We start from the raw sequence: 10,981 nt of genomic DNA on the forward strand, positions 1-10,981 counted from the left end.
AAGACGCTTGCCGGATGCAGGAGGAGTTGAGGGAACGATAGTCCGGCCGGCTGAACAGCTCGCTAACCTCCGTTGCCGCAATACCCCGTAGGACTCCGGAGGAAAGCGGCTAGTTGCAACCACAATGATCGGGCTTGCGGGTCAATCGTTAACTAAGCCGCGCAATGCGGGAGGTCAGGGTTCTCAAATTGTGCACTTCTTAACCCAGGTCCTTGTCCGATTGTCGCCGCGACGGCTCAACCAGAAGTTCGATCCGTCGCGCGGGAAGGGGATTTCGGATCAAGATGGGCGATCACGATCAGAACGATCAGGATCGGAAGCGCATGATCGGACGGTGGCGTCCCGCGCCGCTGTCCGGACTCTATCGTCCTGCGTTCGTCGCCGCTTGTCTGGGTCTTGTGTTCTCGCTGGTCGGCGCGGCCGCGGTGGGGAGATGGGAGGATCGCGTCAACAAGGTCGAGTTCGACAACGCCGCCGAGACCGAATCCATCGTCATGCAGAACGGCATGAACGAATACATCAGCCGGCTCCTGGCGCTGCGCACCCTGTTCGAGTCGGCCAACGAGGAAATCACCCGCAGCGAGTTCGAGACCTTCAGCGGCCGGCTGTTTGAGCACCATCCGGGCATGCTGCGCATCGCCTGGCTGCCGCGCATCAACCGCAAGGAACGCGCCGAATACGAGGCCGCGGCGATTGCGGACGGCGTGTCCGGCTATCGCATCAAGTCGCTCCAGGGCCAAGGGCAGGATCAGGGTTTCGCGACTGCGCCACAGAGCGACGAGTATTTTCCGATCTTCTATTCGACGCAGCCGAAGACGTCTGTTGTCTATGGCATGGATTATGCGACCGTTCCGGAGCGGCGCGCGGCGCTCGAGCGCGCGCGAGACAATGACCGGATCGCCTCGCTGCGAGCCGAGCTTTACGGCCCGAAAGAGGGCGGCCAACTGCCGAACGTCCTTGTCGTCGTGCCGGTCTATGCCAAGGGCACCTCGCGCGAGACGGTTGCCGATCGGCGCCGCAACCTTGCGGGCTTCGTCGTCGGCGTCTTCGACCTGCCGCTGTTGCTGCAATCAATCCGTACGACGACCGCGGCAAGTCCCGCGATCAGCGTCAACGTCTACCCACCGTTCTCCGGGCGCATCGTCAGCCTCGCGCAGTCGATGCCGGATTTCTCGTCCGCCACAGCCGCTCCGCAGTCGATGGGCGACGTCGCGCGGGGCGTACATTGGTCTGGCAATCTCAGGATCGGCGATACCGATTGGCAGGTGCACGCCATCCCCACAATCGGGGGACCGCTGGAGACGGCGTACGACCGCGCGCTGACGGTGCTCATCGTCGGCATGCTGCTGACGCTGTCGCTTGCCACCTACCTCATGCTCGCAAGCCGCAACTCGCGGCGGCTGTCGCTCGCGAACCGGCGGGTGTTGGAGCTCGCCCAGACCGACATCCTGACCGGATTGCCGAACCGCGCGTTCTTCCTCGCGCGGCTGGACGAGATCAACAGCCAGTTGGAGGAGAGCGGTCTGACGTTCTCGATCCTGATGCTCGATCTCGACCGCTTCAAGAACGTCAACGATTCCCTCGGTCACGGAGCCGGCGACGTGCTGTTGCGGCAAGTGGCGCAGCGCTTGAAATCCGCACTGCGGGAGAGTGATGTGCTGGCGCGGCTCGGCGGCGACGAATTCGCGATCATCCAGGAGGGCTGCGAGGATCAGCGGGTCTGCTCGACCGAGCTGGCGGCGCGGATCGCCAAGCTGGTGGCCGAGCCGTTCCTCCTGCCTGGACATCGCGTCGAAATCGGCACCAGCATCGGCATCGCGATCGCGCCGGATCACGGCAACAACCAGGAGCAGCTGTTGAAGAAGGCCGACCTTGCGCTCTATCGTTCGAAATCGGCGGGCCGCAACTGCTTTACGATCTACGACGAGGCGATGTCGGCTGAGCTCGAGGCGCGCAACACGCTGGAAGGCGATCTGCGCGATGCCATCGCGCGGTGCCAATTCGAGCTGCACTACCAGCCGTTCGTCGACGTTACCGACGGCGGGCGCCGCGGCTTCGAGGCGCTGGTGCGCTGGCGGCATCCGAGCCGGGGCTTGATTCCGCCGGACCAGTTCATCCCGCTCGCCGAGGAGGCCGGGCTGATCGTGCCGCTCGGCGAATGGGTGCTGCGGCGCGCCTGTGCGGATGCCGCGACCTGGCCCGCGGACCTGATGGTCGCCGTGAACCTGTCTCCGATCCAGTTCAAGGAAGCCGAGCTGTTCGAGGTGATCTCTGCGGCGCTGAGGGATTCCGGCCTGCCGCCAGAGCGTCTCGAGATCGAGATCACCGAGTCGGTCCTTTTGGAGCGCGGGGTGGAGAACCTCGCCTTCATGGAGCGGCTCAAGAGCATCGGGGTCGAGCTCGCACTCGACGATTTCGGCACCGGCTATTCGTCGCTCAGCTATCTGACGGCGTTCCCGTTCGACAAGATCAAGATCGACAAATCCTTCATCCGCAACCTGACGCATCAACCGCGCAGCTCGGCCATCATCTCCTCGATCGTGACGCTGGCGCGCGGGCTGGACATGGCGGTGACCGCCGAGGGCGTCGAGACCCGTGAGGAGTTCGAGCGGCTCGCCGCGCTCGGCGTCAACTTTGCGCAAGGCTATCTGTTCGGACGCCCGCAGCCGGTCGACCGAATTGAGTTCGGCGCATCCGTCCAATCTTCGCAGCGCGACGCCGCCTGAGCTCGTTGCCCAACGGGCATGCGCGAAAAGCGCTTGACCCTGGCATCCCCAGATGGTCGGAAAGGCCGTCTAGGGATGAAATAAACACAACATGCGGCTACCGTTCTTCTACGGCTGGATCTTGGTCGCGGTGACCTTCGTCACCATGGCGATCGGCGTCAACGCGCGCACCGCCTTCTCGCTGTTCTTTCCGCCGATCATCGAGGAATTCGGCTGGGAACGCGGCGTCACGGCGGGCGCCTTCTCCTTCGGCTTCGTGGTCTCCGGCGTGGTCAGCCCGCTGATCGGCCGCCTGATGGATCGCGCCGGTCCGCGCGCGGTGATGGAGCTTGGCGTCGCCCTGATGGGCGGCGGGATGCTGCTCGCGCCGCTCACCAGCGAGCCCTGGCATCTCTATGTGACCATCGGCGTCATGGTCGGCGCCGGCAGCGTCTGCCTCGGCTATTCCGGCCAATCGCTGTTCCTGCCGAACTGGTTCACCCGCAAGCGCGGCTTTGCCATCGGCATCGCCTTTGCCGGCGTCGGCATCGGCTCGGTGACGCTGCTGCCATGGGTGCAGCATCTGATCGAGCAGACCGGATGGCGCACCGCCTGCACCGCGATGGGCCTGCTCATCCTGATCGTGCTGGCGCCGATCAACCTGTTCCTGCACAAGCGGCCCGACGACATCGGCCTTCAACCGGACGGCGATGCTGCGCCCGCAGCGGGCGCCGCAAAGCGCGTCTCCAACATCGTCGATGCCGCCTGGGCCGGCACCGACTGGACGCTCAAGCGTGCGCTCGCGACCGCACGCTTCTGGTGGATCGCGCTCGGCTATTTCTGCGGCCTGTACATTTGGTACGCGGTGCAGGTGCACCAGACCAAATTCCTGCTCGACATCGGCTTCAGTGCGAACGTCGCGGTATGGGCGCTCGGCGTCGTCAGCCTGCTCGGCATTCCCGGCCAGATCCTGCTCGGCCATCTCTCTGATCGGGTCGGGCGGGAATGGATATGGGCGGCTAGCTGTGCCGGTTTTGCGATCTGCTTCGTGGCGTTGATGGCGCTGAAGTTCCAGCCCTCGTTGTGGCTCGTCTACGTGATGGTGTTCACGCAAGGCGCGCTCGGCTATGGCCTCACCTCGATCATGGGTGCGGTTGTGTTCGAGATCTTCCAGGGCAGGCACCAGGGCAGCATCTTCGGCACGATCATGCTGGCGGCACTCGCGGGCGGCGCGGCCGGCCCGTGGCTGACCGGCTTCCTCTATGATCGCGCCGGCGACTATACGCTGGCCTTCGCCATCGCGATCGTCGTGAGCGGATTGTCGGCGTTTGCGATCTGGCAGGCTGCGCCGCGCAAGGTGCGAGCCGTGGCCGGCCGGCTGCACAAGCTCCAGCCTGGAACCGGTGCGGAATGATCCCGGAAAATTTCAGCCCAATTCCGCGTCAGTCCTTCGCGCAATGTTAAGCACGTCTCGCCTTGGTGCGACACTGCCGGAGTGAACAAACTTCTTGGACACCACCGGAGCGCTAGGCTGCTCGCCCTTGTCGTATTTGTACGATGCTCCTGGGGCGAACGATGTCCGCTCGCAATTGCCCTGCGAACGAAACTCCGGAAGTCCTGTTGGCTGCACTCGAGCAGGCGGCTCGGTTGAGCACGTCTTCCTGCGGTAGGTGAAGTCGGCTTGCCCGATTTTTGTTTCTGAATGTTTCTCGTTGCTTCCCGGCAATGTCCAGTAACCGGGGCCGCGCTATGCCGACGGCTCGGCGCCAGCTCCCGTCGCTACCACCGCCCAACCGGGCAAATCCAACTCAACTGCCAGGGCGAACTCAGGACTGGATGAAACTTGAGGCAACGTCACCTCGAGTCCACCAAAAGCACGGGAAGCCACCATGACCTCGATTTCGGCGCTCTCCTCCCACCACCACCACTCATCGCCGTTGCAGCGACTACAAGATGAACTGCAGGCGGAAGTCAGTTCCGGCGCGATCAATTCGTCCGATCAGTCGGTGCTGTCGTCCGCGCTCAGCGATATCGACTCCGCCTTGCAATCGAGCAGCGCGAGCGATCAATCCAGCGGTAGCAGACCATCGCCCGACGCTTTCAGGTCAAAGATCGATGATCTTATCCGGCAGGAAGTTTCGGCCGGCAAGCTAACCGACCAGCAGGGCACCGAGCTGCAAGGTATTTTCAAGGCAGCGTTCTCCCATGGACCGGGCGGAGCAGGTGGACCGCCGCCATCCGACGGGTCTTCTCCGGCCAACGGCACGGATGGTTCGTCAAGCGGCAATTCGCTGGTGGACCTGTTTCAACAATACCTTCAGTCGCTGAATAGCTCGCTCACGGATTCGACCTCTTCCAGCACGACGGGAGCAGGCGACACGACGAATGCAGGCGGATCTTCTTCGGTCAACAGCACGGATAGTTCGTCAAGCGGCAGTTCGGCGACGGACCTGCTTGAACAATTTCTTCAGTCGCTGAAAAGCTCGCTCGCGGATTCGACCTACAGCGCGACGAGATCAAGCGACACGACGAATGCAAACGACTCTTCGCTTTCCGGCATCCTCATCAACGATCGGATCTGATATCAGCGACGCATCATATGCCTGGCTCGGTGCAACCATCCTTCGGGCACCCGAAGGGTGGTTGTTTTGTTGCGACGGTTGCCACTGAGGTCCGCCTACAACATCGAATGTTAGCCAATCGGGTCTGCTCGTGGGTCGAGGCCGACATATGCCCCCGCCGCTTGAACGTCTGCTTTCGAGGATAAAGCTGGCTTGACGAGTTTATGAAGACGCACCCTAGTCCGACGACAATCCCGTCCTGCGCCTGAGATCCGTGATCGCGCGCAAAAAGCTGTCGGCCGGCGTGGTCTCCGGATCGATCAGCCGGTGCAGGCGAAAACCGTCCTCCAGCGCCAGCACGATGGAGGCCATCCACGGCGGGTTCAGCGTGTCGTTCCTGCCGTTGCTCTTCAATGTCGCCTCGACGATGTCGGCGATCAGCTTGCGCCGCGCGCGCAGGCGCTTGGCGAGCTCGGGGCGGCGCTTCTCGGCGCGCGCGACATAGAGGATCATCTCCATGTGCAGGAGCGGCGAACGGCCGAGCGGATCCTGCCGGGTGCGGTCCATCGCCTTCAGCGCGGCGATGAAGTCGTCGAGATCGGTGTGCTCCGCGAGGATGTCGAGATTGCGCCGGATCGACTGCTCGACGTGGTCCTCGAGCATGGCGATGATCAGTTCGTCCTTGCTGTTGAAGTTGGAATAGAAGGCGCCGCGGGTGAAGCCGGCCGCGACCGCGATCGCCTCTATGCTGGCGCCGCCGATGCCTTCCTGCTCGAACACGCGCGCGGCCGCCTCGAACAGCTTGTCGCGCGTGTCGTCCCTGGTCGGCCGCGTTCTCACCCTTGACATCGGCCCAGTTTAGGCGAGAATGCAACTCAATACAACAATGTATCGAGTTGAATATTCAGGGATGGTTACGCCGGGCATCGGGGGCGACCGGTGTATTCGTTTCATGCGGCAACCGATTTGAGGGCACCATGAACGAGCCTGTGCAACCCGCAGGCAGCGGACCGCTGTTCAATCCGCTGTCGCCGGACTTCATCCGCGATCCCTATCCGCATTACGCGCGGCTGCGCACGACCGATCCGGTCCACCTGTCGCCGTACGGCTCGTTCGTCACCAGCCGCCATGCCGAGGTGAGCCTCGTGATGCGCGACAAGCGCTTCGGCAAGGACTATGTCGAGCGCACCAAGCGCCGCTACGGCGAGAAGATCATGGAGGAGCCGGTCTTCCGCAGCATGAGTCACTGGATGCTGCAGGCGGATCCGCCCGACCACACCCGCCTGCGCGGCCTGGTGGTGAAGGCCTTCACCGCCCGCCGCGTCGAGGACATGCGGCCGCGCATCCAGGAGATCGTCGATCAGGCCATCGATGCGGTTATCGATCGCGGCCACATGGACCTGATCGAGGATTTTGCCTTCCGTCTGCCGGTCACCATCATCTGTGACATGCTCGGCATCCCCGAGGACCATCGCGAGGTGTTCTACAAGAGCTCGCGCGACGGCGGGCGGCTGCTCGATCCCGTGCCGCTCTCGCCGGAGGAGATCAAGCAGGGCAACGCCGGCAACCTGATGGCGCAGATGTATTTCCAGCAATTGTTCGAGCTGCGCCGCCGCAATCCCGGCGATGACCTCACGACCCAGCTCGTGCAGGCCGAGGAGGACGGCCACAAGCTCACCAATGAGGAGTTGACCGCCAACATCATCCTGCTGTTCGGCGCCGGTCACGAGACCACCGTCAATCTGATCGGCAACGGCCTCCTGGCGCTGCATCGCAATCCGGATCAGCTCGCGCTGCTGAAGGCAAAACCTGAGCTGATCACCAACGCGATCGAGGAATTTTTGCGCTACGATTCGTCGGTGCAAATGACCGGGCGCGTCACGCTGGAGGACATCGACGACCTCGGCGGCGTGCGGATTCCCAAGGGCGAGACCGTGCTGTGCCTGCTCGGTTCGGCCAACCACGATCCCGCGGTCTATCCTGACAGGCCCGATCGGCTCGACATCACCCGGCCGAACGTCAAGCCGCTGTCGTTCGGCGGCGGCATCCATTTCTGCCTGGGCGCCCAATTGGCGCGCATCGAGGCCGAGATCGCCATCGCCACGCTGCTGCGGCGGCTGCCGGACTTGCGGATCGACGAGGTCGAGAACCCGGAATGGCGGCCCACCTTCGTGCTGCGCGGCCTGAAGCGGCTGCCGGCGAGCTGGTGAGGGCTTTCAGCGTTAACCTCCGCGCGCAACAGCCGCTGTGACTTCGCCACACTTGCCCCTATATAAGGGGCAGTTCCGGCGCGCCTGAAGCCCTTATGGCCTGGGTTTGGCCCCGGGCGCCGGTTTAGCCCGAGGGGAGACCCGTGCAGACGACGCTGCTCGGATTAGCGATTGCCTTCATCATTGCGCTTCTGGCCGCGCTGATCGGGCCTTACTTCATCGACTGGAACCAGTTCCGGCCCCAGTTCGAGGCGGAGGCGACCCGGATCATCGGCGTGCCGGTGCGCGTGGCGGGCGAGCTGGACGCGCGGCTGTTGCCGGCGCCGACCCTCCGCTTGCGCTCCGTCACCTTCGGCGGCAACAACGATCTCGGCCGCCTGCGCGCCGACAAGCTCGATGTCGAATTCAGCCTGGGCTCCCTGATGCGCGGCGAATGGCGCGCCACCGAGCTCACGGTCAACGGCATGGCGGCCGATCTCGGCCTCGATGCCAGGGGCCGGGTCGACCTGCCTTCCACTGCGAGCGGCACCTTCAACCTCGCCTCGCTCGCGATCGAGCGGCTGAATCTCACGGGCCGCATCGCGCTGCATGATGCCGCCAGCCGCTCGACGCTGGAGCTTAACGACATCGCATTCTCCGGCGATGTGCGCTCGCTGGCGGGTTCGGTGCGCGGCGACGGCAATTTCACCGTCGGGCGCACGCGCTATCCGTTCCGCGTCTCTTCCGGCCCGAGCGCCGACGGCACTGCCACCCGTCTCCATCTCAGCATCGATCCCGGCGAGCGCGCCATCCTGGCCGATCTCGAAGGCGTGCTCGCCTTCGAGAACCGGCTGCCGAAGTTCGACGGTGCGCTGACGCTGGCGGTGCCGGCGGTCAAGAAGCCGGGCGAGGCGGGGCCGACGCCCTGGAAGCTCACCGCCAAGCTCAAGGCCGATCCGGCCGGCGCGAAATTCGATCAGATCGATGCGAGCTTCGGCGCCGAGGATACCGCGCTGAAGATCGGCGGCGTCGGCGATATCAAATTCGGTGCGGCGCCACTGCTGCGCGCGGTGCTTTCGGCGCGCCAGGTCGATGCCGACAAGCTGACCGGCAAGGACGATTCCGACCCGCTGCGCATCCTGCCGGCCCTGCGCGCGGGCCTCGCGGCGATCCCGCAGGCGCCGATCCCGGCGCAGATCGAGTTCAACTCCGAGCAGATCATGCTGGGCGGACGTCCCCTCCAGAACATCACGGCCGAGCTGCAGACCGACGGCAAGTCCTGGACTTTCCAGCGGCTCGACCTGCGCGCGCCCGGCATGACGCAGCTCTCGCTGAACGGCGCCGCGCCGGGCTCCGACAGTTTCAGCGGCCGGCTCAGCGTCGAATCCTCCGATCCTGACGTGCTGGTGGCCTGGCTCCAGGGCCGCAGCGACGTCAACCGCCGCAGCACCAGGCCGCTGCGTCTTTCCGGCGACGTGACGATCGCCGCCAACCATCTCGCGATCGAGAAGCTGAAGGCCGAGATCGAAGGCGGCGCCGTCGAGGGCCGCATCGCCTTCGCCCAGACCGGTGCGAACAAGGGTTCGCGGATCGATGCGGAGCTCAAGGCCGACCGGCTCGATCTCGACGCGGCATCTGCCTTCGTGCGCGCGATGGCCGGGCCGCAGGGCGAATGGCCGGAGGAAGCCAAGCTTTCGCTCGATGTCGGCCGTGCGATTTCGGCCGGCCAGGAGCTGCGGCCGTTCGCGGCGAAGCTAGGCTACGGCCCGACCGCGCTGACGCTGGAGCAGCTCCGGTTCGGCCAGGCGAGCGGCGTGACCACCGTGGCGAGCGGCAATTTCGATCGCGCGCACACGACCGGCCGGCTTGCGCTGACATCGTCGGCCAACTCGCTGCGCGAGCTCGCGGCACTGATCGAACCGGTCGCACCAGCGGTCCGTGCGCGGTTCGATGCCATCGAGGCATCGCCGGGCGCCACGCGCCTGAAGCTCAACGTCAGCCTCGACAAGAACGCCGAACATGCCGACCGCAGCGACGCGCGCGCGACGTTCGATCTCGACGCGCCGCAACTCAAGGCCACCGCGACGCTTGTCGCGCAGACCCCGGCGGCGGCGGTCACTGGCATCGATATCGACAGGCTGCGCAACGGCGATTTCACGCTGGACTCGAAAGTTTCGACGCCGCAGGCCGCGACGCTGCTCGCGCTGCTCGGCCTTGATCGCGCGGTGGCCGCGGGCGAGGGGGCCTCGCAGTTCGAGGGCCGCTTGAGCGGCGCATGGCGGCGGCCCCTGCAACTCAATGCGAAACTCACCGGCGGCGGGCTCGATGCGGACGCGCAGGGCAGCCTCGAATTGTCCGCGCCGGAGCCGAAGGCCAGCGTGAATATACGCGTGCGCAACGCCAATCTGGCCCCGCTGTTCGGGATCGGCCCGACCGAGAGGTCAGCGCAGAATGTCAGCCTGTCCTCGCGCGTCAGCCTGGCCGGCAACAAGCTGACTTTTGACGATATCGACAGCACCGCGGCGGGCTCGCGCCTGCGCGGCCGTCTGACGATGTCGCTGGATCAGGAGAGGAACGTCGATGGCGAGGTCGGCCTCGACACGCTCGATGTCATGCCCGCGCTTGCGGTGGCCTTGGGCGCGGCCGGACGTGACGCCGGCGAGCCTTTGAGTGTGGGCCTCCTCGGCAACTGGCGTGGTCGGATCGCGTTCCAGACGTTGCGCGGCAGCTTGCCGGGCGGCATCGAGGTGCGCCCGTTCAGCGGCACCATCAGGAACGACGGCCAGTCGCTCTCGCTTGATGGCCTCAAGGGCGGCGTCGGCGGCGGCGAGATGGCCGCAAGCCTCGATGCCAGGAATGGTCCCAACGGTCTCGCGCTGAACGCCCGCATCGAGCTCACCAATGTCGATGCCACGACGCTGCGCTATCGCAACCTCGCGCTGCCCAGGGGCCGCGCCTCGGTGCAGATGGCGCTGACCAGCCAGGGCCGCAGCGTCTCGGCATTGACCGGCGCGCTGGCCGGCAACGGCACGGTGACGCTGAATTCGGCCGAGATCACCGGCCTTGACCCCCGCGCCTTCGAGATCGCCATCCGCGCCAGCGACGGCGGCCAGGTCACCGACGACAACCGGCTGAGGCAACTCGTCGAGCCCGCGCTGTCGGTAGGTCCCATCGCGGTTGCCGCGGCACAGATCCCGTTCACGATCCGCGACGGCCGTCTGCGCGTCGCCGCGACGACGTTGGAGGCGAAGAACGCCCGCGCCATCGTCTCGGGCGGCTACGACATTCCCGCCGACCAGGCCGATATCCGCGCCAGCCTGACGCCGATCATGATCGGGCTCTCCGGCGCGCCGCCGGAGATCCAGCTGTTTGCGGCGGGCTCGCCCGACAAGCTCAACCGCACCGTCGATCTCGCGCCGCTGTCCTCGTGGCTCGCGGTGCGCACGATCGATCGCGAGACGCGGCGGCTGGATGCCATCGAGCGCGGCGAGCCGCCGCCGGCCACCGCCGCGCTTCCGACGCTGGT

6 protein-coding genes are annotated in these 10,981 nt (G+C 65.4%); 5 read left to right on the forward strand and 1 reads right to left on the reverse strand.

Annotated elements, in window-relative coordinates:
* The first annotated feature begins 323 nt into the window (after positions 1-323).
* From AYJ54_RS05810 to AYJ54_RS05820, 3 genes are all read left to right on the forward strand, one after another.
* On the forward strand, positions 324-2,726 hold the full coding sequence (locus AYJ54_RS05810) for a bifunctional diguanylate cyclase/phosphodiesterase (RefSeq protein ID WP_063697308.1): 2,403 nt from the start codon (positions 324-326) through the stop codon (positions 2,724-2,726).
* Positions 2,727-2,817: 91 nt separating this feature from the next.
* A complete protein-coding gene (locus tag AYJ54_RS05815; protein ID WP_063697280.1) occupies positions 2,818-4,119 on the forward strand; it encodes an MFS transporter in 1,302 nt (433 codons plus the stop codon).
* A 475-nt stretch (positions 4,120-4,594) separates the two neighbouring features.
* Complete coding sequence (locus AYJ54_RS05820) at positions 4,595-5,287, forward strand: hypothetical protein (protein ID WP_063697282.1); 693 nt, start codon at positions 4,595-4,597, stop codon at positions 5,285-5,287.
* Positions 5,288-5,503: 216 nt separating this feature from the next.
* Here the strand turns inward: AYJ54_RS05820 and AYJ54_RS05825 are convergent, their stop codons facing one another.
* Positions 5,504-6,115, reverse strand: a complete 612-nt coding sequence (locus tag AYJ54_RS05825; protein ID WP_063697284.1) for a TetR/AcrR family transcriptional regulator — start codon at positions 6,113-6,115, stop codon at positions 5,504-5,506.
* A gap of 128 nt (positions 6,116-6,243) precedes the next feature.
* Between AYJ54_RS05825 and AYJ54_RS05830 the strand changes: the two genes are divergently transcribed.
* Both AYJ54_RS05830 and AYJ54_RS05835 read left to right on the forward strand, forming a co-directional pair.
* Positions 6,244-7,476: a cytochrome P450 gene (locus AYJ54_RS05830; protein WP_063697286.1), complete on the forward strand. Its 1,233-nt coding sequence runs from the start codon at positions 6,244-6,246 to the stop codon at positions 7,474-7,476.
* Positions 7,477-7,619: 143 nt separating this feature from the next.
* The coding region (locus tag AYJ54_RS05835) for an AsmA family protein (RefSeq protein ID WP_063697287.1) at positions 7,620-10,981 on the forward strand (3,362 nt) is incomplete at its 3' end.

Origin of the sequence: Bradyrhizobium centrolobii, assembly GCF_001641635.1 — a bacterium.
Lineage (GTDB): Bacteria > Pseudomonadota > Alphaproteobacteria > Rhizobiales > Xanthobacteraceae > Bradyrhizobium > Bradyrhizobium centrolobii.

What these genes read in the sequence shown, in the direction of transcription:
- AYJ54_RS05810 (WP_063697308.1), top strand. Translation starts at nt 324, where the DNA reads ATGATCGGACGGTGGCGTCCCGCGCCGCTGTCCGGACTCTATCGTCCT.
- AYJ54_RS05815 (WP_063697280.1), top strand. Translation starts at nt 2,818, where the DNA reads ATGCGGCTACCGTTCTTCTACGGCTGGATCTTGGTCGCGGTGACCTTC.
- AYJ54_RS05820 (WP_063697282.1), top strand. Translation starts at nt 4,595, where the DNA reads ATGACCTCGATTTCGGCGCTCTCCTCCCACCACCACCACTCATCGCCG.
- AYJ54_RS05825 (WP_063697284.1), bottom strand. Translation starts at nt 6,115, where the DNA reads ATGTCAAGGGTGAGAACGCGGCCGACCAGGGACGACACGCGCGACAAG.
- AYJ54_RS05830 (WP_063697286.1), top strand. Translation starts at nt 6,244, where the DNA reads ATGAACGAGCCTGTGCAACCCGCAGGCAGCGGACCGCTGTTCAATCCG.